The sequence below is a fragment of the Erwinia oleae genome, assembly GCF_000770305.1.
GTDB lineage: Bacteria > Pseudomonadota > Gammaproteobacteria > Enterobacterales > Enterobacteriaceae > Erwinia > Erwinia oleae.
Map to the genome: position 1 here is coordinate 1 of NZ_JNVB01000066.1, position 25,447 is coordinate 25,447.

General features: G+C 49.9%; 20 protein-coding genes. 2 read left to right on the forward strand and 18 right to left on the reverse strand.

All coding sequences use genetic code 11. From position 1 onward, the window contains the following. The first annotated feature begins 341 nt into the window (after positions 1-341). Complete coding sequence (locus GS12_RS17980; protein WP_034949377.1) at positions 342-1,430, forward strand: prolipoprotein diacylglyceryl transferase; 1,089 nt, start codon at positions 342-344, stop codon at positions 1,428-1,430. A gap of 144 nt (positions 1,431-1,574) precedes the next feature. Here the strand turns inward: GS12_RS17980 and GS12_RS17985 are convergent, their stop codons facing one another. From GS12_RS17985 to putP, 3 genes are all read right to left on the reverse strand, one after another. Further along, the gene (locus GS12_RS17985) at positions 1,575-2,021 is read right to left on the reverse strand and encodes a DUF943 family protein (protein WP_034949379.1); all 447 of its coding nucleotides are present in this window, start codon (positions 2,019-2,021) and stop codon (positions 1,575-1,577) included. Beyond that, the gene (locus GS12_RS17990) at positions 2,021-2,866 is read right to left on the reverse strand and encodes a DUF3289 family protein (protein ID WP_034949381.1); all 846 of its coding nucleotides are present in this window, start codon (positions 2,864-2,866) and stop codon (positions 2,021-2,023) included. The genes GS12_RS17985 and GS12_RS17990 overlap by 1 nt, the downstream gene beginning before the upstream one ends. Before the next feature lie 190 nt (positions 2,867-3,056). Next, the gene (gene putP, locus GS12_RS17995; protein WP_034949382.1) at positions 3,057-4,541 is read right to left on the reverse strand and encodes a sodium/proline symporter PutP; all 1,485 of its coding nucleotides are present in this window, start codon (positions 4,539-4,541) and stop codon (positions 3,057-3,059) included. A 416-nt stretch (positions 4,542-4,957) separates the two neighbouring features. Here putP and putA point away from each other — a divergent pair, with 416 nt between their 5' ends. Next, the gene (gene putA / locus GS12_RS18000) at positions 4,958-8,902 is read left to right on the forward strand and encodes a trifunctional transcriptional regulator/proline dehydrogenase/L-glutamate gamma-semialdehyde dehydrogenase (protein ID WP_034949384.1); all 3,945 of its coding nucleotides are present in this window, start codon (positions 4,958-4,960) and stop codon (positions 8,900-8,902) included. Positions 8,903-9,115: 213 nt separating this feature from the next. Here putA and GS12_RS18005 read toward each other — a convergent pair whose 3' ends face one another. The 15 genes from GS12_RS18005 to GS12_RS18075 form a co-directional block, all read right to left on the reverse strand. Continuing rightward, complete coding sequence (locus tag GS12_RS18005) at positions 9,116-10,189, reverse strand: acyltransferase family protein (RefSeq protein ID WP_034949386.1); 1,074 nt, start codon at positions 10,187-10,189, stop codon at positions 9,116-9,118. A gap of 131 nt (positions 10,190-10,320) precedes the next feature. Beyond that, positions 10,321-11,418 carry an acyltransferase family protein gene (locus tag GS12_RS18010; RefSeq protein WP_034949388.1) on the reverse strand — a complete coding sequence of 366 codons (1,098 nt, stop codon included), beginning with the start codon at positions 11,416-11,418 and terminating at the stop codon, positions 10,321-10,323. Positions 11,419-11,548: 130 nt separating this feature from the next. Then, complete coding sequence (gene tcyN, locus GS12_RS18015; protein WP_034915589.1) at positions 11,549-12,301, reverse strand: L-cystine ABC transporter ATP-binding protein TcyN; 753 nt, start codon at positions 12,299-12,301, stop codon at positions 11,549-11,551. Then, the gene (gene tcyL, locus GS12_RS18020; RefSeq protein ID WP_034915591.1) at positions 12,298-12,966 is read right to left on the reverse strand and encodes a cystine ABC transporter permease; all 669 of its coding nucleotides are present in this window, start codon (positions 12,964-12,966) and stop codon (positions 12,298-12,300) included. Before tcyL ends, tcyN begins: the two co-directional genes overlap by 4 nt. Continuing rightward, positions 12,966-13,769: a cystine ABC transporter substrate-binding protein gene (gene tcyJ, locus GS12_RS18025; protein ID WP_034915593.1), complete on the reverse strand. Its 804-nt coding sequence runs from the start codon at positions 13,767-13,769 to the stop codon at positions 12,966-12,968. Before tcyJ ends, tcyL begins: the two co-directional genes overlap by 1 nt. Before the next feature lie 161 nt (positions 13,770-13,930). After that, positions 13,931-14,917 carry a D-cysteine desulfhydrase gene (locus tag GS12_RS18030; protein ID WP_034949390.1) on the reverse strand — a complete coding sequence of 329 codons (987 nt, stop codon included), beginning with the start codon at positions 14,915-14,917 and terminating at the stop codon, positions 13,931-13,933. 92 nt (positions 14,918-15,009) lie between these two features. Next, on the reverse strand, positions 15,010-15,513 hold the full coding sequence (fliZ, locus tag GS12_RS18035) for a flagella biosynthesis regulatory protein FliZ (protein ID WP_034949392.1): 504 nt from the start codon (positions 15,511-15,513) through the stop codon (positions 15,010-15,012). A 43-nt stretch (positions 15,514-15,556) separates the two neighbouring features. Continuing rightward, complete coding sequence (locus GS12_RS18040; protein WP_034915600.1) at positions 15,557-16,279, reverse strand: RNA polymerase sigma factor FliA; 723 nt, start codon at positions 16,277-16,279, stop codon at positions 15,557-15,559. Positions 16,280-16,421: 142 nt separating this feature from the next. Then, positions 16,422-17,390, reverse strand: coding sequence for an HNH endonuclease signature motif containing protein (locus GS12_RS18045; RefSeq protein WP_034915601.1), 969 nt, complete (start codon positions 17,388-17,390; stop codon positions 16,422-16,424). Between the two features lie 264 nt (positions 17,391-17,654). Then, positions 17,655-22,703 carry a glycosyltransferase gene (locus GS12_RS23070; RefSeq protein ID WP_052118520.1) on the reverse strand — a complete coding sequence of 1,683 codons (5,049 nt, stop codon included), beginning with the start codon at positions 22,701-22,703 and terminating at the stop codon, positions 17,655-17,657. Then, on the reverse strand, positions 22,687-23,358 hold the full coding sequence (locus tag GS12_RS18055) for an NTP transferase domain-containing protein (protein WP_034915603.1): 672 nt from the start codon (positions 23,356-23,358) through the stop codon (positions 22,687-22,689). Before GS12_RS18055 ends, GS12_RS23070 begins: the two co-directional genes overlap by 17 nt. After that, positions 23,334-23,939 (reverse strand): HAD family hydrolase, encoded by a 606-nt coding sequence (locus tag GS12_RS18060; RefSeq protein WP_034949394.1) that lies wholly within the window; start codon positions 23,937-23,939, stop codon positions 23,334-23,336. Before GS12_RS18060 ends, GS12_RS18055 begins: the two co-directional genes overlap by 25 nt. After that, positions 23,936-24,700, reverse strand: a complete 765-nt coding sequence (locus GS12_RS18065; RefSeq protein WP_034949396.1) for a class I SAM-dependent methyltransferase — start codon at positions 24,698-24,700, stop codon at positions 23,936-23,938. The genes GS12_RS18060 and GS12_RS18065 overlap by 4 nt, the downstream gene beginning before the upstream one ends. Before the next feature lie 199 nt (positions 24,701-24,899). Next, positions 24,900-25,100: a transposase domain-containing protein gene (locus GS12_RS18070; protein ID WP_034949397.1), complete on the reverse strand. Its 201-nt coding sequence runs from the start codon at positions 25,098-25,100 to the stop codon at positions 24,900-24,902. A 133-nt stretch (positions 25,101-25,233) separates the two neighbouring features. After that, the coding region (locus GS12_RS18075; RefSeq protein ID WP_034949398.1) for a flagellin at positions 25,234-25,447 on the reverse strand (214 nt) is incomplete at its 5' end.

Consider the following 25,447-nt stretch of genomic DNA (forward strand, 5'->3'; position numbering starts at 1 on the left):
GCCTATCTGGCTATTGTACAGGATATACGTATCCGCTTAACGAACAAGAACCTCACGCGCGTCTTTCATCAGGGCCCGAATCGGTGACGATTCATCATGGCCGTTTATAGTACCGCAGTCTCTCCCCTTTATTTTTACTGAAGAGCAGACAGAAACCATAAATACCGGCTTTGACATGCCGGGGAAGCCCTTATAGTACAATATTTTCCGTTTCCCAAACTGACCCCTCGAGGCCGGGCGGGCCCGTTGCTCAGGTTTCGTAAAATTCTCAACGCCGGTGGAACCAGCGCCGCGGTTAAAACACTCAATGACACCGACCGTTTTTTCTTCAGAGAGCGCCTATGTCCGTTGAACTGCTTAATCCGACTCCAATACACCTGCCGCAACAGTTTGGCGGTGGGTTTGATTCCAACTCGCTGAATACCCCGCAGGGCGGGGGCGCTGATCACCAGGGTCTGAGCGGAGGCGCGATCAATTTCGCTTCTCCTCAGGCAGGCATGTTAAATTACGGCAACGCGGGGGGCGTAAACAGCCTGTCTGCGCAGGACGGTCTGGCAGGAAGCGGCCAGGGCGTTGATGACAATCTCCGCCAGTTGGTCAGTGACCTCGTGAACCAAATCATGAAAGCGTTTGCGCAAATGATGCAGCAGGGCGGCAACGATGACGCCGCCTCCTCTGCCGGAAAAGACGCGGGCGAAAGCAGCGCGCAGCCGCAGACGGCCTCTTTTGATAGCATGAGCGATCCATCGCAGGCTGAAGAACAGCCGGCAACGCCAGCAAACGCAACCGCCCAGCCGCAGCCGCAAACGGCAACGCCATCCGCTGAGACGGATGCCACTAACCAGTCTGCAAGCAAAGCCAATGTTTTCGATAAAGGTACCGTCGCCGGCAGCGGCCCCCGCACGTTTGATATTACCAATAAAGAAGATCACGATATCAATATCGGCCAGTTTGATAAGGACAATAAGCTGGTCGCCGAAATGACGCTGAAACCAGGCGAAAGCGGCAAAATGAAATATCAAAATGACTTTACCGGCGTGCTGAAGCAGTCGGACTCTGAAGGCAAATATCAGGACAGCGCCAGCCGTCTTGAATTCTATAACGGGTTTGTCAATACCAGCGATATTGACGGACGCAATGCCGCCATCCATGCCGAAGATGGTAAAGGATTTGAAATTGGCGATGAGAAGAGCATTGCCGATCAGGCACCTGACAATATCGTGAGCAAAGATTCAGCAGGCGATAAAACGATTGCCGGCTGGTATGACGGTTCAACCGATACGATGAAAAAAGGCGGGGAATATATGACCAACAAGCTTGGTACCGGCGATACCTATATGCATCCGGATGACGATAAACTGCCAAATGGTCAGAACCCAATGCGCCACACCGATTCTATGGAGCTGGATGTGACGTTTGGTAAGGCGTAATGCATGGACCGGTTGTCGATAATGGCAGCCGGTTTCTTAATGGCTTAAATATATTTTCAGGCGACTCATAAAGCTTTAAACGATATCATTAGCGTTGGCAGTTATGACGATGACTGCCAGCCTGGCATGACTTATTTGCAACTATCATTTAGTTTCAATTAACTTTCCATTTTTATCTACAACCCAGGCTGAGTGGTCAAATTTAAACACTGTCTCTCCCTCAAGATTAGGGCCGATCATCATGAGGATGTTTTTATCAATGCAGTTTTTTGGTGGTAAGATCTCATCAAAACAGAGTCGATCTTTTTTGCCGAGTTCTTTATAACCTTCATCGAAATCAAAAATAGTGATGTATTCAACCCCCTTAACCTTGTTTGCAGGGAAACGATATTTTTTTCGAATTTCAGCGCCGTTTTTTATCCACCAGTTAATTTTTTCTTTCTCCGAAAAAGGAAAGTTATCTACCAGTATCTGAGCGGTATAGTCGCCATGAAACGCTGCGACCACCTTAACCTTGCGATGGTCCAGCCACAAGCAGACACTATATAGTAAAATACCCATCATGATAAAAATCACACCTCCCTTTTTCATTACTTCCCACCCTCAATATTAATTATTGCATTCATGTTCGTCAAAAATGGACGAAAACCAAATTTATTATAGCGCTGTAAAATAAACCAAATTCTGAAAAACTGAAACTGATGGAATTTTAACTTTCGAATATCATTGACATCCAAACCAAAGTGATCCTGAGCAGTATACTTCACTTTAGCTTGCCACTTACGATCACTTACTTCAAGGCTCAACAATTCAATACGTGTTGAATGCACATCATGAACAGTTATACCCATGCCATTAATTTTATCAATTATCATTGAGTCAAATTTCGGTAAAACCCTGTTGGAAATTAACTCGTTAAATTTGTAGATCGCTTCATTATTAAGGCCTTTTTCATTGTAATTAATATTATTATTAATAACTTCAAAAATAGCAAGCCTGGTGCTTTTAGAAGAACAATCATTATAAATCTGCCGTTCATATGCCATATTAAGTGACGCATCAAAAAAAGGTATACCGTTAAAGTGTTGAAAATGCCGCAGCATCTGGTTGATTAAATATTTCTGCGGCCCGACCAGCGCAAAAGGCAAAGACGTGACCTGCATCTCTTCAAACAGCAGTCTGGCACACTCCTGCACGCTGACCTTCTCACCACGCCGCCGGTTGCCGTACGCACCGGCAAATCGCGAACGTGGATTATCAAATGCGGTCAGACGCGTTAAGGTGTAAGGATCAATAATATCTGAGACATGCGTGAGGCGTAATTCGCGTTTCAAAAAAGATTCGCAGATATCGCCATAGCGCATATCGTCGGCGCTGTAATCATTAAATTTGCGTTGGGTGGTAAAAATAGTTTGCGGGAATCTGGCCATGTCCATAGCGGTGTTACTCCATGTAACGAACTTTCCATTTTAAAACCGACGGGTTGAGTGTGCTTTCTGCACTGTGGCACTTTCCCATAAATGCCTGAACAGGTAAACCTGTTGAAGTGAACCACATTAATAAACGTGAACTGGAGCAAGGATTGTAGTAAGGCCGGTTGTGCAATAACCGGCCAGGCGTGAGGAGTTAGTGCGTATTAAATTCAGCTTCTGCCTGTTCAAAACGCTGGCGGGCAGCGACTGAAGGTTCTCTTCCCATCAGGCTGACGATAACGATCGCCACAGTGGCAAACAGGAAACCGGGAATGATTTCATAGAGGTTGAGCCAGGCGAACTGTTTCCAGATAATCACCGTAGCAGCCCCCACGATCATGCCTGCCAGCGCGCCGTTACGCGTCATCCGTTTCCAGATCAGTGACAGCAGTATCACCGGGCCGAAGGCGGCGCCAAAACCTGCCCAGGCATAGCTCACCAGCCCCAGCACGCGATTGTTTGGGTTGGCGGCCAGCGCGATAGCAATGACAGCGATCAGCAGCACCATCATACGCCCTACCCACACCAGCTCGCGCTGTGAGGCGTTCTTACGCAGGAAGTTTTTGTAAAGATCTTCCGTCAGCGCGCTTGAACAGACCAGCAGCTGGCAGCTCAGCGTTGACATCACCGCCGCCAGAATCGCGGACAGTAAAATCCCGGCAATCCACGGGTTAAACAGAATACGCGCCAGCTCAATAAAGACCCGTTCGCCGTTTTCAGTTACGCCCGACGCCTGTTCAGGATGATTCTGGAAATAGGCGATGCCGAAGAATCCGACCGCAACCGCACCGGCTAGGCAGAGGATCATCCACGTCATACTGATACGGCGTGCGCTGCGAATCGAGCGATGGGAATCCGCTGCCATAAAACGCGCCAGAATGTGCGGCTGGCCAAAGTAGCCCAGTCCCCAGCCCAGCAGCGAAATCACCGCAACGAAGTCCAGCCCTTTCAGCATGTTGATGTTTTCGATACTTTTGGCTTCAATAACCTTCAGCGAATCGCTGAGTCCGCCGACGGCAAAAATAACGATGACCGGCGTCAGGATCAGCGCAAAAATCATCAGGCTGGCCTGTACGGTGTCGGTCCAGCTCACGGCAAGGAATCCGCCCACGAAGGTGTAAATGATGGTTGCGGCCGCCCCCGCCCACAGCGCGGTTTCATAGCTCATGCCAAAGGTGCTTTCAAACAGGCGCGCGCCTGCCACAATGCCGGAAGCGCAGTAAATGGTGAAGAAAACCAGAATAACCAGCGCCGAAATAACCCGCAGCAGCTTGCTGTTATCTTCAAAGCGGCTGGTGAAGAAGTCAGGCAGCGTCAGGGCGTTGCCGTGGTGTTCCGTCTGCACACGCAGGCGACCCGCGACGAATTTCCAGTTCAGGTAAGCGCCGATGGTCAGCCCGATGGCGATCCAGCTTTCTGAAATGCCGGAAAGGAAAATCGCTCCTGGCAGCCCCATCAGCAGCCAGCCGCTCATATCGGATGCGCCCGCCGACAGCGCAGTCACAAAACTTCCCAGGCTCCTCCCGCCTAAAATATAGTCGTCAAAGTTTTTGGTCGAGCGCCACGCAACAAAGCCTATCAGCACCATACCTAGGATATAGATGCAAAAGGTCACCATCAGGGGTGTGCTTACTGTCATTCAGGTTCTCCACTTATTATTGTTGATGCATTGTGCATCCGATTAACCTTTCCGGGGCCGCGAGAACATCGCGGCATCACGTCCTGTCGCCTGAGGCGGGATATCCTGCCGTAAACCGCATTCGTGCACAATGATTTAACACAGGAGTTACAGCGAGTTCACGCTTTATCACAGCCTGCGTGCTGACAGGTTGCACCGGATCACACTCTTAAAAGTAGCACCGGCTAAATCCCTGTAACTCCTGATGTTATAGCAAGATCACTTCTGGCGAGATTCTTGCAGCAATAAACGTGCCGCTTTGCGAAAATTGCGGTTTTACTCTGCAAGCCAGATCACATTTAACATGGTTGCACAAAGTTGCAACTTAAGTGATATTGCTTGCCATCATTGATAGCTTTCTTAAAGGAGTTTCAGGCATGGGCATGACGACCATGGGTGTAAAACTGGATGATGCCACACGTGAGCGCCTCCGCACCGCCGCCGGTCAAATCGACCGCACCCCGCACTGGCTGATTAAACAGGCGATTTTTACCTATCTGGAACAGCTGGAAAAAGGGAACGTGCTGCCTGAAATTACCCCGCAGGCGCAGGAAAGCGAGGATCGTGCAGAAGAGGAATCGCGTCAGCCGTTTCTCGATTTTGCCGAACACATTCTGCCGCAGTCGGTATTGCGCGCCGCCATGACCTCCGCATGGCGTCGCCCGGAGACGGAAGCGGTGCCGATGCTGCTGGAGCAGGCGCGTCTTTCTCCGCCGCTGGCAGAACAAACCCATCGTATGGCGTACCAGCTTGCCGAGAAGCTTCGTCACCAAAAAGGGGCAACCGGCCGCGCCGGCATGGTGCAGGGCCTGTTGCAGGAGTTCTCTCTTTCATCACAGGAAGGGGTGGCGCTGATGTGCCTGGCGGAGGCGCTGTTGCGCATTCCTGATAAGCCAACCCGCGATGCGCTGATCCGCGACAAAATCAGCAACGGCGACTGGCAGTCGCATCTGGGCCGCAGCCCTTCCCTGTTCGTCAATGCCGCGACCTGGGGGCTGTTGTTTACCGGCAGGCTGGTTTCAACTCACAATGAAGCCAATCTCTCCCGCTCGCTGAACCGCATCATCGGCAAGCGCGGCGAACCGCTGATCCGCAAAGGCGTGGATATGGCGATGCGCCTGATGGGCGAGCAGTTCGTGACCGGCGAAACCATTTCTGAGGCGCTGGCCAATGCGCGCAAGCTGGAAGAGAAAGGCTTCCGCTATTCGTATGACATGCTGGGTGAAGCGGCACTGACCGACCGGGACGCCAAAGCCTATCTTCTCTCCTATCAGCAGGCCATTCACGCCATTGGAAAAGCATCTAACGGTCGCGGCATCTATGAGGGGCCGGGCATCTCTATCAAGCTTTCGGCGCTGCACCCGCGCTACAGCCGCGCGCAGTACGAGCGCGTGATGGAAGAGCTTTACCCGACGCTGAAATCATTAACGCTGCTGGCCCGCTCTTACGATATCGGCATCAATATTGACGCCGAAGAAGCTGACCGGCTGGAGCTGTCGCTGGATCTGCTGGAGAAACTTTGCTTCGAACCGGAACTGGAAGGCTGGAACGGCATTGGCTTTGTTATTCAGGCCTACCTGAAGCGCTGCCCGTTCGTTATTGATACGCTGATCGACATGGCGCAGCGCAGTCGTCGCCGCCTGATGATCCGCCTGGTGAAAGGTGCCTACTGGGACAGCGAAATCAAGCGCGCACAGATGGAAGGGCTGGAAGGCTATCCGGTTTACACCCGCAAAGTGTATACCGACATCTCGTACCTGGCCTGCGCGCGCAAGCTGCTGGCGGTGCCAAACCTTATCTATCCGCAGTTCGCTACCCACAACGCCCATACGCTATCGGCCATCTATCAGATGGCAGGCAATAACTACTATCCTGGACAGTATGAGTTCCAGTGCCTGCATGGTATGGGCGAACCGCTGTACGAGCAGGTTGTCGGCAAAATCGCCGAAGGCAAGCTGAACCGCCCCTGCCGCATTTATGCACCGGTGGGCACGCATGAAACGCTGCTGGCCTATCTGGTGCGACGTCTGCTGGAAAACGGCGCCAATACTTCGTTTGTGAACCGCATTGCCGATGCCACGCTGCCGATCGACGATCTGGTTGCCGATCCGGTGAGCGAGGTGGAAAAACTGGCGCGCCGCGAAGGCGCGGTCGGACTGCCGCATCCTAAGATCCCGCTGCCGCGCGATCTCTACGGCAGCGAGCGTGTGAACTCATCAGGCCTGGATCTGGCTAACGAGCATCGTCTTGCCTCGCTCTCCAGCGCGCTGTTGAACGGCGCCATGCAGCCGTGGCAAGCCGCACCGGTTATTGATGGCGAACGGCAGGAAGGCGAACGTCTGCCGGTTGTTAACCCCGCCGAGCCTGGCGATGTGGTTGGCTACGTCCAGTACGCCAGCGAAGCCGATGTTTCCCGCGCGCTGGAAGCCGCCGTTAACGCCGGGCCAATCTGGTTCGCCACGCCGCCGCAGGAGCGTGCGGCGATCCTCCTGCGTGCGGCCGTATTAATGGACGGACAGATGCAGCGGCTGATCGGCTTGCTGGTGCGCGAAGCAGGTAAAACCTTCAGTAACGCCATTGCTGAGGTGCGGGAAGCCGTCGATTTTCTCTACTATTACGCCGGACAGGTGCGCGACGATTTTGATAACGAGACGCATCGCCCGCTGGGGCCGGTGGTCTGCATCAGTCCCTGGAACTTCCCACTGGCGATATTTACCGGTCAGATCGCCGCCGCGCTGGCGGCAGGCAACAGCGTGCTGGCAAAACCGGCCGAGCAGACCTCGCTGATTGCAGCCGAAGGCGTCGCGCTGCTGCATGAAGCGGGCGTGCCGGTCGCTGCTCTCCAACTGCTTCCCGGCCCTGGTGAAACGGTGGGCGCGCAGCTTACTCAGGATCCTCGCGTGCGCGGCATGATGTTCACCGGCTCCACCGCCGTCGCCACGCTGCTTCAGCGCGGACTTGCAGGTCGGCTGGATCCGCAGGGACGCCCAACGCCGCTGATTGCGGAAACCGGCGGAATGAACGCCATGATCGTTGACTCCTCGGCGCTGACCGAACAGGTGGTGATTGATATTGTCGCCTCCGCCTTCGACAGCGCCGGTCAGCGCTGCTCTGCCCTGCGCCTGCTCTGCATTCAGGACGATGTCGCGGAGCATACGCTGCAAATGCTGCGCGGCGCGATGGCCGAATGTCGGATGGGCAATCCGGAGCGTCTCTCAACCGATATCGGGCCGGTGATTGATAAAGAGGCCAAAGAGAATATCGATAAGCATATTCAGGCGATGCGTAACAAAGGCATGAAGGTGTATCAGGCTGCCTTCTCGCATCCGCAGGACAGTAAAGAGTGGCAGACCGGCACCTTTGTGATGCCGACGCTGATTGAGCTGAATGCGGTGGCGGAGCTGGATAAAGAAATTTTTGGCCCGGTTCTGCACGTGGTGCGTTTCAAACGCAGTGAACTGCCGACGATTGTCGAACAGGTTAATGCCTCCGGTTATGGTTTGACGCTGGGCGTGCATACGCGTATTGACGAAACGATCAATCAGGTCACCGGTAGCGCGCGGGTGGGCAATTTATATGTAAACCGCAATATGGTCGGCGCAGTGGTTGGCGTGCAGCCGTTTGGCGGCGAAGGACTTTCCGGCACCGGGCCGAAAGCAGGCGGACCGCTCTATCTTTATCGCCTGCTCTCTTCGCGCCCCGACGATGCGTTGCGTGTGACGCTCGACAGGCACGACGGCGCGCGCCCGGTGGAAAGCACGCTGCGCACCGCCCTGCTGGCGCCGCATCGGGCGCTGAGCGACTGGGCGCAGGACAGACCGCAGCTTGCTGACGTGTGCGACCGTTTCGCCAGCCTGACGCAGAGCGGCACGGTTCGTCTGTTACCCGGCCCAACGGGCGAGCGCAATACGTTTACCCTGCTGCCGCGCGAACGCGTGCTGTGTCTGGCGGACAACGAAGAGGATGCGCTGGTCCAGCTGGCTGCGGTGACCTCATCGGGCAGCCGGGCGCTGTGGGCCGATGACGATCTGCATCGCGCGCTGCATACATCGCTTCCCGCCGAGGTGCAAAAGCGGATCGATTTCGCTGCGCAGCCGTTGGACGCGCAGCACGACTTTGATGCGGTAATCTACCATGGCGATGCGGATCGGCTGCGCGAAGTCTGTGAAGCGGTTGCGTTGCGGGATGGCGCAATTGTGTCGGTGCAGGGTTTTGCGCACGGGGAAACCAACCTGCTGCTGGAGCGTCTGCTGCTGGAGCGTTCGCTGAGTATCAATACCGCCGCAGCGGGCGGGAACGCAAGTCTGATGACGATTGGCTGAGACAGGTTTGAAAGCAAAAACCTGAGACCTGCTACGTGAAAGACGTCCTTAAGGTTGATCACCGGGGCGCCTTCCCCGGCGGCTTCGCTGTCGCATCCCTGCGGCAGCGATCCGGCTCGTCGGCAACCTTAATGTCGCCCGTCTGGAACAGCGTTGCCTGTGAAATCTAGCACCACGCGCATGTATGCGATGAAGCGTCACTCTTGACTGATATCAGCCGTGCAGCTTCATTCGCAGCAGTTTGGGATAGATAAACAACCCTTTACCCGGCCCATGATTCAGTAGCGTCCAGACCGCCACGGAGCAGCCAATACACACGCCGACCATCACGGCAGGGAAAGCCACCGCCCAGAGCATTGAAAACGCCTGGCTGGCAAAAAGGTCGTGCCCGGTCGCGAACAGAATGGTGGACATACCAAAAAACTCAATAAAAATACGATGCAGCACGTAAATTTGCAGCGTGTTCTTACCTGTCCAGTTCAGCCAGCGCAGGGTGAACAGCCGATTCAACAGCCGGCAGGCCGCAATGCAAAACAGAATGGCAAGCGTGCACATAAAGATGCTTTCAGGTAGCCCGAGCAGCGCGTGAACGGCGGCCAGCGCAATCAACGTAGCCCAGCGCCATCCGTTACCGCGGTGCCATTCACTCCAGCGTATCAGCGTACTGCTGTAAAACACGCCAAAAAGGAAGAAAACAAAATATTGCGACAGGCTCTCCGGCCCCCAGCCAGGGATCACGTTGCAGATAGCGGCATAGTTCAATCCTACTGCCATCAGCATCAACGCGGGTTTGAAACGGTGAAAAAGTTTGGCAAACACGAAAAACAGCGCCAGCGCGTACAAATACCACGACGAGCTCATCGCCAGCAGCATCAGCTTAATAAATTCAGCCGGTGTTGCGGCCCAGGCGGCGTTGAGATTACCGGAAAGCTGCTTGCCCATGATCTCGCCAGAGACGCCGTTAATCATCAGCCACTGGATCAGACCCCAGAGAAAATAGAGATAAAAAAGATTGGTGACCCGGCTGGTAAAAACCTGTTTCCACTGGCGATTGATTATCGCATCAGACGCTAAAAGTCCGGAAACAAAAAAGAAAGCGGGCATACGCAATGGCGAGAGCGTGTCATTAAACGCGATCCATATCTTTGCCGGAAGCGTTCCCGCAGTAAGATAGTCAACGGTATTTGCGTAGCCGGGGAGCACAACATGGTAGAGCACGACCAGAATTATACAGCCGCCTTTCAGGCTGTTAATCCAGGCTATCTCTTTATTATTTTCTGGCTTCATTAAATGACTCCTGCTGATGTGTCATAAAAAGGATGAAGAATAAAGTCATTAATTTTTTTATTATTTACTGGTACAAAACAGCGGATATAAAAATAATCAGGGCCGATGTTATCGGCCCTGTAAAGGAGTGTTTAGTGATTGCCGGGAGCCTCTGTCACCGGCTGCGGCTTTTTCATCAGGCGCGGATACAGGAACAGCGCCCGCCCGGGCCCACGATTCAGCAGCATCCAGACCATCAGCGAAATCACCGTACAGAACGCGACGGCCAGCACCGGCAGCGTCAGCGCCCAGGCAACAGAGAAGGCGGTATTGCTGAACAGCTCGTATTTTATTGCCAGCGTCAGCATCGTCAGGCCAAGCAGCTCGATAAAAATACGATGCAGCACATAAATTTGCAGCGTATTGCGGCCGATCCAGTTGAGCCAGCCCATATTAAAGCGGTTGTTCAACGCACGGCATACAACAATGCCAAATACGATAGAGAGCAGACAGTAGAACAGGTTCTTATTCAGTCCCAGCCCCACATGGTGAACAAGCCCCAGAACAAAGAACGACCCCAGAATCAGGGCATTTCTGCGCGTCAGGAAGCTCAGTTCAACCAGCTGATGGCTCAGGAAGGCACCGGTCAGGAAGTAAATGAAATTCTGCGAGACGCTGGCCGGGCCCCAGCCCGGAATCAGGCTGAACTGCGTGGCATAATTCACCGCAACGGCGGCCAGCAACAGCGCATATTTCTGCCGGTGAAACAGTTTTGCAATCACAAAATAACCTGCCAATGCATAGAGATACCACAGGCTGGTCATCGACATTACCAGAAGTTTAATAAACTCCACGGGTGATTCAGCATAGGCTGCATTTTTTGCCGAGGAGAGCTTTTCACCAATCAGATTGGCAGAAATATTATGAATGCTCACCCACTGAATAACGCCCCATAAAATATAGAGATAAAGAATATTACTGAACTTTTTAGTAAATACCTCACCCCATGACTTTTTAGTAATGGCGCTGGCGGCCAGCAAACCGGAAACAAAAAAGAAAGCTGGCATACGTAATGGTGAGAGGTGTTTATTAAAGGCCACCCACATTTCGGCGGGCATAATGCCTGCGGTAAGATGCTGAATTGAAGGGGCGAATGTCGTAATAATAGTGTGGTGCAGCACCACCAGTAGTATACACCCGCCCTTCAGCGTATTAATCCATAGAACTTCTTTTTTTTCGGCAGACGCCATATGTTTAACCCAGTAGACATGACAAAATTTAACGAATTATTTCCTTTTGCGGGAAAAAACACTATGAGGTTACTCTTAAAGAAGCAGTAATGCTGAGGGAGAGCGCCGGGGAAACCGGCGTTATTATTATTCAGGCGTTAAGGAATTTTTCCAGAAACTGACGGGTTCGCGGCTGCTGCGGCGCGGCAAAAAGCGTTTTTGCATCGCCCTGCTCCACAATGCGTCCCTGGTCCATGAAAATGGCCCGATCGGCCACGTCGCGAGCGAAGCTCATCTCATGCGTCACGATAACCATCGTGCGCTTCTCTTCTGCCAGCGCGCGGATGGTATTCAGTACTTCACCCACCAGCTCAGGATCAAGCGCGGAGGTTGGCTCATCGAACAGGATCACCTCCGGACGCATAGCCAGCGCACGGGCGATGGCGACACGCTGCTGCTGACCGCCTGAGAGACGACGCGGGTAGCTCTCTTCTTTACCGTGCAGTCCCACTTTCTCCAGCAGCTGACGCGCGCGCGCGACAGCTTCACTTTTTGGCTCTCGCTTAACGATGGTTGGCCCTTCAATAATGTTCTCCATTACTGAACGATGGGGAAACAAATTAAAGTTCTGGAATACAAAGCCAACCTGCTGACGCAAACGGCGTACCTGCTCTTTTTGACGCTGCATGCCCAGCGCCGCATCTATGGTGATGTCACCCACCTTTATGGTGCCGCTGTCCGGCTCCTCAAGCAGGTTGATACTGCGCAACAGCGTGGTTTTACCGGAGCCACTCGGGCCGATAATCGCCACCACTTCGCCGGCCTTCACCTCAAGATCGATTCCATGCAGCACCGTCTGTCCGTTAAACTGCTTAACCAGGTTGTTGACTTCAATGGTACTCATTTCGACTCCCGATCCTGACGGTTAACGCGGTCTTCCAGCCTGCTTTGCAGCATCGACAGGAGCGTAGCCATTACCCAGTAAATCAGCGAAGCAGCCAGATACATGGTGAAAACTTCCAGCGTGCGCGAGGTGATCAACTGCGCCTGACGAAACAGCTCAGGCACCTGAATGGTTGCCGCCAGCGAGGTATCTTTTACCAGACTGATAAAGCTGTTGCCGAGCGGTGGCAGCGCCGTTCTGGCCGCCTGTGGCAGGATCACGCGGCGCAGCGTCTGCCAGCGGGTCATCCCGATGCTTGCCGCCGCTTCCCACTGCCCGCGCTCAATGGCCGCAATGGCACCGCGCAGGGATTCGGACGCATAGGCCGCCGTGTTCAGCGACAGGCCGATCATGGCGGAAGGAATGGGATCCAGCTCGATGCCAAACTGCGGCAGGCCGTAGTAAATCATAAACAGTTGCGCAATCAGCGGCGTACCGCGAAAAATCGAGACGTAGATGCGTGACAGCCACGCCACAGGCCAGAAAGATGAAAGGCGCATCATTGCCAGTAAAAAGCCCAGCAGCAGCCCGAAAAACATGCCGCCGATACTGAGCTGAAGCGTGAAGAGCGCCCCTTTCAATAAAAATGGTGCTGAATCCAGCACCAGTTGCAAACTTTCCTGCATTATTTCGTTACGTCCGCGCCAAACCATTTCTCAGACAGCTTCGCCATCGTACCGTCTTTCTGCATCTCCGCGATGGCCTTATTAATGGCTTCCAGCAACTGCGTATTGCCTTTACGCAGCGCCACGCCGGCTTCCTGACGCGAGAAAGCGTCGCCCGCAGCGGCCAGGGTATTACCGGTTTTCTTCACCAGATCCAGCGCCGCCAGACGGTCAACCAGAATGGCGTCGGTACGGCCGATGCGCAGATCCTGATATTTGGTCGGGTCATCATCATAAGTACGGATATCCACGCCCTTCACGTTTTCACGCAGCCACTGCTCATAGTTGGAACCCAGACCTACACCGACTTTTTTCCCTGTCAGATCGGCAGGTTTAGTGATACTGGCAGCATTCTCTTTTTTAGTCAGCGCCTGAATACCGGAAATGGTGTACGGCGTGGAGAAGTCATATTTCTTCTTGCGTTCGTCCGAAATCGTTACCTGATTGATCACTACATCAATACGTTTTGAATCCAGCGAAGCCAGCATGCCGTCCCATTTGGTCGGTTTCAGGCTGGCCTTAACGCCGAGATGCTGCGCCAGCGCCTGGGCGAACTCAACTTCGAAACCGGTCAGCTTGCCGCTTTCGTCCTGGAAGCTGAACGGGGGATAGGTGCCTTCCAGACCAACCAGCAGCGAACCACGTTCCTTCACTTTATTCAGCAGGTTTTCATCTGCGGCAAAACTGTGTCCAGAAAAACCAGCGACCAGCGCCAGAGACATAACGCCCATCACCAGTTGGCGACGCACCAAAGAAAAATTCATAATGGCTCCACGGTATTATTTGTTATTTGGAACACGGCGGTTCCGTCTGTGTCAGTGCCGGAAAGAAACGATCGCTTCACGGCAATACGTTGTCGACACGAAGAATCTATTCGACCCTCTGAGTTTATACCAGATGCCACTCTCATCTTTTTAGTTCTTATTTATACCGAATGATGATAAGCAAATAACGCCGGCGCGCCGCCGGTGTGAATAAAGGCGATGGGCCCGTCGCGACGGAAGCGCTTCTGCGTAATACCGTCAAGCAGGCCAGCCATCGCTTTGCCGCTGTATACCGGATCGAGAAAAATACCTTCAAGCCGCGCCAGCAGCTTAATGGCTTCCATGCCTTCTTCATTCGGCATGCCGTATTGCGGGGCATAATAGTCATCCCAGAGCGTGACCGGCGCGGCGGCGGTGAGGGAAAGCGAGGCGGCCAGCGCCTGCTGAATGGCGACGACTTTTGGCTGCTGATCCGCCACGCTGCGCGACACCGTGACGCCGACCAGTTCGGTATCGGGCAGCAACTGCTCAAGACCCACGGCCAGCCCCGCATGGGTTCCTGCGCTGCCGGAAGCGACCACTACCGCCGCGAAATCCACCACGCCCTCGCTTTGATGCGCGATCTCCTGCGCACACTCCACGTAGCCCAGCGCACCCAGCGCGTTGGAACCGCCAACCGGCACGATATAGGGACGGAATCCCTGCGCTTCAAGGCGTGACGCCTGCTCTTCCAGCTGCGCATCGGGCGCGTGCAGCGCATCGACCATAATCACTTCCGCATCGAGCAGATCGAGCAGCAGACGGTTGCCGTTAGTCAGGTAGTTGTCGGCAGCGGTGGCAAGGGGGTTTTCCAACAGTGCCACGCACTTCAGGCCCAGCTTTGCCGCGACGGCCGCCGTCTGACGAACGTGGTTCGACTGAATGGCGCCGGCGGTGAGCAGGACGTCCGCGCCCTGCCGCAGCGCGTCAGCGGCAAGAAACTCCAGCTTTCTGAGCTTATTACCGCCGAAGGCAACCGGCGTCAGATCGTCACGTTTGATAAAGATGTCGCGCCCCAGATAGTCGGACAGACGCGGAAGATGCTCCAGCGGCGTTGGCGCGCCGAGCAGTTCAACTTTTGCAAAAGAGTGTAAGAGATGTAAGGACAATGTGGCCTCCCGAAAAGGGCAACGAATTATCCTTACAGTTTTACAGTAAGAGAGGCAAAAAAGTAACGAAAAAGGTCTTCACCCACGCAGGCCTATGCCTGTTGCCAACCCAAAAACTGATCGTACTTCCGCAGCGCAATGCGGTAGTTATTATTTCCCGCATCCGGCAGATCGTCTTGCAGGCGCTCATGCCAGCTACCGCCGCGCAGCTTCTCCAGCGGATAGTTTTTCGCGGAGAGCATATCGTCCAGCCGACGCAGCCGCACCACGTATTCGCGAATGGTGCTGTGGCTCATTTCGGTCTGTTCAAACAGATACTGTTTAAACGCCATAATATCGAAGTAATTCGGATGTGTGTTGCAGAAAATATCGCTACAGAAGCGGCAAAGCGCCGTCAGCTCATTCTGAAGTTTTAACCAGACCTGATCGTCGATCAGCTGATCCATCCGGGCAATAGCCTCTTTGTTTATTATCTGACCACGAAACACCAACGCCATACGATCCAGCACTTTGCCGCAGTGCGAACAGTTACTCTGGCTGTGTTTGTAGTCTTTCAAATAACGGCTCAGTGGCCTCATTTTTGTTTTGGATGCCATTTTTGAGTCCCCGGTTGGTGTTGAGAGTGCAAAGCTGACTCCGTCAGCGCGCTCCCGTTAACCGGGCGCGCAGGCGTTTAATCGCCTGACTGTGCAGCTGGCTGACGCGGGATTCCCCCACCTCCAGCACTGCGCCAATCTCTTTCAGATTCAGCTCTTCCTGGTAATAAAGCGTCAGCACCATTTTTTCGCGGTCGGGCAAGGCCTCAATCGCTTCAATGACGCGTTCGCGCAGATTCCCTTCCATAAGCTGGTGTAATGGATTCGCCTCTTCATGGCCTTCCGTTACCAGCTCGGCGCTGTCGCCGTGTTCTTCACGAAATTCGTCGTAGGAGAACAGCTGGCTGTTATTGGTATCCAGCAGGATCTGCCGGTACTCCTCTAACGAAACCTTTAACTGTGTCGCCACTTCCTGCTCGGTCGCGGTGCGTCCCAGCGACTGTTCGACCTGATGCATCGCACCAGCCACCTCACGCGCGTTACGTCGCACGCTGCGAGGCGCCCAGTCACGGCTGCGCAGTTCATCCAGCATCGCGCCCCGGATTCGCTGTACGGCGTAGGTGGTAAAGGCCGTGCCCTGAAGCGCATCGAAGCGTTCCACGGCGTTCAGCAGCCCTATTCCTCCAGCCTGTAGCAAATCATCCAGCTCAACGCTGGCAGGCAATCTGACCTGTAGGCGAAGCGCTTCATGACGTACCAGCGGTACGTAGCGCTGCCACAGCGTGTTTTTGTCCATCACCCCATCGGCGGTATAGAGATCGTTCACTCTGTCTACCCTGCGTTAGTTAAGTTATCGGCACGATTATCTGTTTCTATAGGGACTTTTGATTGGGGGAATAGCGCTAAAAAAGGCGGTTTATTTCATTTTGTTTAAGTAAGACGGCGCATCGCGCCGTTGGAGACGGGATTTAAAGCAAAAAGCGCAGTTTCTCTCTGGTGGCCTGCGGCACCTGTGGCCAGAGCGCGCAAACTTTTCCGGTGATGTGCTGATAGGAAACGCTGAGATCTTCTGCCAACGGCATGCCCTGCCGCAGCTGTACGACACCGCTATCGCTATCGATCGTCAACAGGCGGTTGATAAAAAGACGCAGCAGATCGCTGCGTAAAAAGAGACCGTTATCCACGCCGTTGTCGTGCAGAAAACCGTCTTCATTTTCCGTTGTATCAATGTGACAGGCTTCCACCCAGGGATGCGGCGCATTCTCTGCCAGCGGCGTGCCGGTGATAACGCAGCCGCCGTAGCGTGCCTTAACCGCCGCCGCAAACTCCGCCTGGCTGGCGCGCTGCCAGACCCGCGTTTTCACCTGCCTGCCCACCTGCGTACCGGCGATAACGCCCGCAGGCACGCTATGCAGCGGGCTGGTCAGCACCACGATAAACTGGATGCGGCGCGAAACAGTGAAGCAGGCGTGCGCCTGCGGGTCGAAGAGTTGCCACAGCCCCTCCTCGCCTTCCTGACGCATCAATGCAAGCCGGTAACCGCGGCTGTTGATCAAATTTTGCGCGGCAGCCGACGCGGGATCGAGCATGGCGTAAACGCGGCTCTCGCCCATGACCTTCCAGCGATTTTCCAGCTTTGCCTGCTCAGTGCGGCGAAAATAGAAAAACGGCAATTGCAGTTTGAGGTAATGTTCCATGCGTCGCAGGTAATTTTTGCGTTCGTTATCATTAGAGATAAACAGCAAGTCTTCCAGCGGACTGTTGGTTTCGTCGTTGGCGAAGACGGCGCGGATCACCAGATTACGGTAGCTGGTGGACGGACTCAGCAGCGCGCGCGCCGTCAGCTCTTTCTCTTCAGGGAACTTGATCGCATAGCGCCGGGCAATCTCCTCAAAGCTCAGCAGATCGCCCGGTATCAAATCAACGTTGAAGCGCATCGGGATACCCCAGAAATTATCAGTTTTATGCTCACTGGAGCACGATCGAAAGTTATTCATTCGTTATCGGCAATGTGCGGAGATCCTATACGTTATTTAAATAAGATTAAGTAATAAAGGTGCAAATCCTCTTCACTATTCTACAAGTTGCTCCCGGTAAAAGGCTTGCAGGCAAGCAGCTTTTAAATGCGCAATCCGCGTCAAAGAACGTTATTTCAAGTAATCTGTTAAAAAAAATGGTGAGCATGCTCACCATTTTCCCTTTTAAGGTAGCCAGATTTTAGCCCATCGCTCAAGTGGCTCGCCTGTCAACATCCACTGACTAAGCACCAGCTCTTTTAACGCATCACCCGTTCGCCATGATGTTTCGCGATCGTCCAGATGCATTTCAATTGCATCTGCCCAGTCTTTAAATCTGTTGCGGACGCGAGTTACAGGCATGTCATAACGATAGCATTCAATATCACTACAAATAACCGGGTAGCCGCATGCTCCGTATTCAAGTAGCCGTAAATTACTTTTACAGCGGTTGAATTCGTTATCTTCTACGGGCGCTAATGCCAAATCCAGATTAAGTGAGGCAAGTTTAGCGGGGTAATCATCAATACTCACACCCGAATGGTATTCATGTATATAAGGCATGAGTTTAGGCGGGCACATTCCCATAAATACCCATTCCACCCGATTGGCAAAAGCTTTAACCACATCGACGATCATCTCAAGATCGCCAGTATGACTCACGCCCCCGGCCCAGCCAACCCGCGGTTTACGACCTTGTCCGCGCAGACTGACAAGATTGCTCCACTTATCGCAAGGCAGACGGTTTTCAACAATTTGAATATCGTGATGCGCTCCATCGAATCTGTTAGCCAACGCGGCCGTCGATACAACAAATCGGTCCATCATGCTCAAACTTTTACGGATAGATTTAAGAATATCCTTCGGCATATCGGCACGATGCACGCTCTTGACCGGTAAATTTGGCAGATAATCATCTAATTCAAATACCTTGAAAGATTTTATGAATTTAGCAACCCTCGCGGCCCATTCATGAAACTCCGGGGTAATTTGACGTTGCAAAACCAAACTATCAGCATCTAAATGAGAAAGTTGAGGTATGTTAATTAAATATTGAGAGAGATTGCCCTGGATAAGACCCGCATCGCGCATTGCTTCAAAGGGTTTTATGATACGGTAATTACCGCAACCAGTAAGGTCAGCCATAGTTGCCACGACCTGGGGTGCAGGTTTCCAGAACACAGGACGCCATGTAAAAAGGCTGTCTGACATGAGTTCAAAACCCTCGCCAGATAATGACAGGCAATTATTGTATGCAGGATCGTTGGCTATCAACGGTAACCATTTTTCATACATAGCATCCTGCTCACTGGTAAAACGTTTATGTTTTACTTCAATCGTTGCAGAGTCAACTTTTTTCTGACTTACGCTGCCTTCATGCATTACATGTGCATAGGGAGTCCAGACAGTTAAATACCCTCTCTCTCTGACTTTCAGACAGAAATCAATATCATTATATGAAACACGGAAATTAATTTCGTCCAGTCCACCCACTTCTTCATAGATATCTTTACGCACCATCATACATGCCGCTGTAACAGCGGTATAATTTTGATCTGCAACCAGGCGATAAAGATACCCTGTTTCGTCACCCGATCTCCCGATGAAAGGATGTTCCGCAGGCCCGCGAAGACCCAGCACTACACCAGCATGCTGAATACGACCGTTAGGATAGAAGAGTTTTGCGCCAACAATACCCACTTCCGGGCGCATAGCATGATTAAGCATATTCTGTAACCAATCATTCTGGATGATTGCTGTATCATTATTGAGTAGAACCAAATACTCACCCAGTGCTTGCTGTGCCGCCATATTATTCATTGCTGAATAATTAAAGGGTTTTGGATATGGGATCACACGTATGCGGCGTGGATCTATTTCAGAAATACCTTTTAACCAGGCCAACGTTTCAGGCAGTTCGCTGTTGTTATCAACAATCAAAATCTCGTAATTTAGGTAACTTGTTTTTTCCATTAACGTTGTAATACATGTTATTAATAATGGAAGTTGGTCCTTGGTTGGGATGATAATGGAAACCAAAGGATTTTGCTGAACATTATAATGCAAACGCCACACGCCAGGCATATCTGAAGTAATACTGGCATCAGTAAAACCTCTGTTATTAAGATGTTTTTTTATGACAGACTTTTGATCATCATTATTCTTTAACGTATAGGATTCGCGCTTAAATGTAGGTTCTTCTAAATGTCCAATAGTCTGAATTCCGTAATATTCAATAAGCCGTGTAATATATTCAAACTGCATAGCCTGAGGATAGTCAGCAGTGAACCCTCCCAGTGAAATAAATACCTCTCGTTTAAAAATCCAATTCTCAGCCATAATGGAAGGCAGGCTAAGTAAGAGGTCGAGATTGAATTCAGGATGCAAGGCGACACTGGTCATGCCATCATTATCATTTAACAGCATATCAGTAAAAATTGCCGCACAATTATTTGCCAATGGCAATTGCAACTCTGCGACCAATGCACCGCTTTGAGTGAAAGACTCCCCGGCATTCATTACGGTAAACCAATCACATTCACTTTCCTGAATTAATTGATTGATACTATTGGCAATCGCATCAGGATGAACATTCATTATGTCCACTGACTCATCATTCAGGTCAGAACCATTAATGTTAATTACAAAAGGGATCAGCTTAAGCATTTGGGTCTGATCGTTATGTAATGCGATATTTTTTAGCGTCTCATCATAAGCCAGCTTTTTATCATCGACTAAAATTACACAAACAACTGACGTTACAGTAGTGTTTTTAGACTGGTAGTCTTCGACAAATTTTTCCTGAATTGCACTGAGCGTTCTTTTTTCCAACCATGCCTCAATACCCCTGTCCGTTTCATCAACTTCATTGATATTGATATTTTCTGTACGCATAAAAAAGGAAATGTTTTCTGTAATATCTCTCATTTCATGCGTACGGCCATCACTGACAACTTTTATATTAGTTTGACCATCACTATCAGGATGAAAAGGAAGAGTTAGCTCGCGATTGAAAACGCTATCGATAACTAATTTCTTTACCGGTATATCATTAACGAACACAGTCGTGCTAAATGGGAAGTTATCATACTGCTGACGTTCAAGCACAGAGAGATTTAATCTTAGAAAAGAATCACCGGGTTTTACATCATCAATTGATGCGTTCATTGTAAAACAAGCACTGTCGCTCATCATAAACCAGTCTTTTCCGGGATTTCGTACCACTCCCCTGGCCGGAGTAACGTTGAGTGCATCTGATGTCCACAGGGTTTCACCAGTAGCCTTATTATTCAATGAGTTTTGAATAAATGCATCTACATCATTATACTTAAGCAACGAAAGAGCCGCTCTCTCTCCCGCACGCAAAACCATGCAGCCAATTTCGTTTCTGGCCAATTTTTTTATTGCGCGTGAGATCTGATGAGCACTGCCCGGCAATTTTCCCTGATCTGCATCAATCAGTAATGTGACTCTGTGACGTGCGGAAACATTCGCTGCTCCAGACTGCCAGTGTTGCCAATCCACATACTCGTTTCCGACAGTCTGACCGCTCAACGTATTATCGATGATTGAAAGCCGACAGAAAGAAAACCTCTTCTGCATTTTCGAAAAAATATTACGCTTCTCTTCAACAGACGTTTTCTGACCAAAAATGACAATATCAAGTTTGGGCTGTTTAGAAATAGCATCGGCAACGCGATTAATTGACTTACCATCCTGGTAAATGCCGTGTAAAAATTTTGTACGTTCTTTCTGAGCTATTTTGCAGCAATCTTCATGACGTTTAAAAGCATGGCGTATGTGATTTAAAAATGTTTTATCATCGCTAAACTCTAATCCAATATCACGCCAGGCATTTCCAGGAGCATCAGGATTATAATCCCAATGAGATACCTTTTCTGTGGCAGAATAAAGAATAATTGGGCGATCAAGCGTCATAAACTCATAAATCAGTGAGGAAGCATCAGCTATCAAAATATCTGCTTCTACAAAACTTTCAGCAATGCTGGCCTCTGGATCATCAATAAGTTCAATCAATGGATCGTCAGCACACTGTTCGCGCCACTGTTGCATAAGCTGACGAAAGATATCCTTATTGACAACAAAGCCGTGCTCATGTTGGACAATGGCTGGATGAGGTTTGATGATAATTTTGGATTCAGGATATACAGAACGTACCAGTGAAACAACACGCTCACCAAAGAACACTGCTGAGCTAATTTCAGGATTATATGTGGGTGCAAAAAGAAAAGTTGGATTGAGTTTATCCGCAACTTTTTTCTCAATTTGAAAAACCTGGTCAACCCATGAGTTTCCGGTTATCAGAAATCCTTTACGCGGCTGGACATCAGAAAGCAAAGTATCTTCAATATCCCAGGGGCTTCCACACATATAATCTGCAAAATTATATTGACTTTCGGCAAAGCCATAACGTGTAACCGACCCATGACGCATTCCAATAAGCAGCACGTTATTTGCATCACAATAGTCGCGCCAGTATTCAACGGACCAGCCATCAGCTACTGCAATAACATCCGGACGCCATGATATAACCTCATCAACTGATAAAGTTACTATGCTATTTTCAAATAATTCTGAAAGTGGTTTCAGAGAACGAAAATGAAATGGCATACTACCAAAACATGCCAGCTTTAGTGTGCTATTTTTCTTTGGATGAGCACTCCATACAGGCAAATTAAAGGTTAAAAAATATTTTTCATCTGCACTTTCTTCGACCTTCCCCGTATAACTTCCTTTGTATTCAAGCCCAAGCATTTCTGACAATGAAATATCACCTGAGCGTTTTTCTTCATCAGAGACAACAACCAACATGCCATCTTTTTTAAGTAATTTTGTTGCTTTTAGAATAGCTCTAAGTTGTTTTTTTTGACTATTAAATCCCTTTAACCCATCAGAAAATAAGACACAGTCATAGGTATCTTCACATTCGAAATGGAAAAAATCATTATTCACTAATGAAACATTAGTGACATTATTTATAGAAATTTGTTCTTGCACATGGCTTAAACATGGCAAACGACTATCCAATCCCACAACATGCTCAAAAATAGCTGAAGCGGTGATGCAGTTGTCACCATATCCTATATTTATATCAAGAATGTTTTCTTTCGCACATTTAAGGGCGTTGAATATAGTTGATAGCGTCAAGCAGGAATCTTCATCAATGCTTTTCGAAACTTGAGTGTCAATATAGCCATTAGTTAATGAATGCATTGTTCCTCCAACCATCATTCATGATTTTTTTCGCCATATCCAAATCCTGAATAGTATCAATATCAAACGCATTGATATTGCACAGTGGAATAGGTAAAAAATCATTTAAGGACTGATATACAAAAATCTGTTCATTAACAACCATATTCGTTCCAATAATAGCAATACCAGTCCATTCCAGGTTAAATGAGGTGTCACGAGTAAAACCAGTGACATTCATACCTTGTGAATCGACATTAACACGTACGCCATCGCTGGTTGTAAATGATGATACGCCTATAAGATGCTCAAAATCACTTGTTGCAGCCATAAACTTATTAAAACTTTCATCTTCGATAAGTGTATCAGCATCAATGATTAAAAATCTCTCTTTCAGATGCTTTGAAACCCGCCAGATACTTTGCAATGTATTAGTTTTCATGTAGTCCGGATTACGGACAATTATACAATCTGGACGTATTTTAATTGCTTCCTCGATCACATCCTCTTCCTGAAACCCTACCACAACCCAAACATTTTCAACGTCTGACAGTCTTTCCAGGTGATAACTTAGCAATGTTTTTCCAGCAACTTCTATAAGACACTTGGAGCGATTAAGCCCCAATCTGGAACCAATTCCAGCCGCGCTGATTACAACGTTTTTAATAGGCGACATAATGAGCCCTCATCGTAAACGATAAAATCACTGAGTTTGCAAAGTATATTGTTGGGTTTATGCGTCGCCCCGAAGGCAATTCGCCAGTCTGATTCTTCAAACATCGGCACGTCGTTCATGCCTTCACCTACAGCAACAATACGGTCGAAATTTTCACGTAAGCTTCTTACCGCATCAGATTTGTTAAGAATATGGCTTATACCGCATAACTCTCCTGCTTCATTTAATCGGGCAGTAGAAGTAAAAGCGTTGATACCCAGCTTTTCCAGAAGTGGTTTAACCCAAATATCAAGGTTGCCTGTAACAACAAAGCATTGCCCTGGGCGCTTAATTATGAAATCTAATATTTTCGTCTGAAAATTCACTTCCTTTTCCAGAACTTCATGAATCCAATCAATATTAGCATCTTTTAACAATCTTACGCGCAGCTTAAATGATTTTTCAAAAGGTAAGATCCCGGCAATAGTTGCCTGAGTCAAAGCAGATATTTCATCATCAAGCCCAACTGAGGCAGCTATCAAAGGTAATAGCTCCTGTTTAGTTAATGTGCCATCAAGGTCAAAGCAATAAGCCGTCTTCATAGCGTCTCACTCCTGCATAGCAGACTATATTTTTGTCGAGTCTCTTTACGTTTTTCCAAATCATCAGAAAATAACTTCTTCCAGGGTTGCATGTAAAAAACATCATCAGCACATGCTTTTTTTATAATTTCATTCAACTCATCTTCAGTGCGGTAAATTGCGGAGTAGTTATAATTAAGTTCTTCTGAAAAAACATCCTGAAGTGTTAACCTGACACTTATTGCAAGCGGCTCTCTTAAATAAATTCTTCCATTTTTCGCGCAAAGACTAACCGCTTTTTTTAAAACTTGCAGACAATCATTATCGTTAAGGTACATTAACACCCCAGAAATAATCACAAATTCATAAGGTGGCGGAACAATTAACTTCTTCTCTTCAAGCTCGGTTACAGACATAACTTGAAAATGTGTCTTTTTCTCGTTTTTAACGTTAATTTTTTTTGCTTTTTCGATTAATGATGCGGAAAAGTCTATCCCCAGATAGACGGGTGGTTGCGTTTGATCAGCAAAGAATTTTGCCCAACGTCCAATTCCACATCCCATGTCTAACACGCTTTCCACGCAGGAAATTCCCGGGAAAGAAGCAAGGGTTGCTTTTTCGGCAACATCTCGCTTTTCAACCAGTTCGGGCTGTTCATCCTGATACATGGTTGCACTTAAGGGATTGATATATGAACCCAGTCCTCGAGCATCGAAAAAAGCCTGCGTTGACTTATAGTCGATATCGACTGCTTCTTCATTAACCCTTCTACCCTTCGTCATAGTAAAGCCCTTTAGAAACTCTATTGATGGAATTCTATGCGCACATACGTTTCACCAATGACTTGATAACAGGCTTTCTTTATGGGTAATTAAGTCAATTAAGCAAAAAAATCCACTGCACAACAGGGATGCTTGTCAGTTGAGCTTTTCAGAACGCCGCGCAGGCTGAGGACAATATTAAGATGTGAGACGAGCTGATTCATGGAAAGAGAACGGAAGAACGCCTGCCGGTAACGGCCAAAACCATCATTTCCATGGGCAGGCAGCGTTTACGTATCTTAACGACCCCGTTATCAGCCAGACACTCATCAACGAGTTCAGGCGAATGCAGGTCAGAGAGAGAGGAGAACTCTTTCGGTGAGAACTTGAGAACAGCGTCGAGGGCCTGGCTGAGCAGCATAAAAAAATCCGTAATCCTCTATGAGAGATTACGGATTTCACACAGCCACTGAATCGTTCAATCGATCATTTTAGTCTTAACTGATCGCTATTACTGCATAGTAGTGACTTTTATCTTGACTGAAATTGAAAAATTAACGCAGCAGGGACAGCATGGTCTGCGGAACCTGGTTGGCCTGAGCCAGCACGGACGAGCCGGCCTGCTGGAGGATCTGCGCACGTGACATGTTCGACACTTCCGTCGCGTAATCCGAGTCCTGAATACGGCTGCGGGCTGACGACAGGTTGTCCACCGTGTTGTTCAGGTTGGTGATGGTTGATTCAAAACGGTTCTGCGACGCACCCAGC